This is a genomic window from Eubacterium sp. AM05-23, from assembly GCF_003477535.1.
GTDB classification, from domain to species: domain Bacteria; phylum Bacillota; class Clostridia; order Eubacteriales; family Eubacteriaceae; genus Eubacterium; species Eubacterium maltosivorans.
Genome location: NZ_QUDF01000005.1, coordinates 328,307 through 328,672 on the forward strand (window position 1 = coordinate 328,307; position 366 = coordinate 328,672).

1 protein-coding gene is annotated in these 366 nt (G+C 48.1%); it reads right to left on the bottom strand.

The window, feature by feature from the left end:
• Window positions 1-80: 80 nt before the first annotated feature.
• The gene (locus DW091_RS09215; protein ID WP_118518019.1) at window positions 81-308 is read right to left on the bottom strand and encodes a hypothetical protein; all 228 of its coding nucleotides are present in this window, start codon (window positions 306-308) and stop codon (window positions 81-83) included.
• Window positions 309-366 lie beyond the last annotated feature (58 nt).

The window sequence follows — 366 nt, forward strand, 5'->3', positions numbered from 1 at the left end:
ATCAGCAAAGCTGATTTGCACCAGAACTTTCCACTTTCCACCTTCAACCTTCCACCCTATTAATTGCCACTATTTTCCCATTACGCCACTTCGATTAATTCTTCTGCGGTCACCTTCACCTGCTTTTCCCGGATGGGCTCCTGCATGCCGGTGATGGCCTTGGCGGTGCCCACAAAGGCGGCGTCGGTCACTGCGGGGTCAACGTCGCCGTAGGTCTTTGAGGATTTGACGATTTTCCCTTCTCTTTCGCCGTGGTTCACGGTGATCTTCATGCCGACGGATTCAATATTTTTTTCAATGGTTGCCATTTTTCTTACCTCCTGAATTGTTTTTTGTGTTCGGCGTTTTGCCTTACACTTATACAAT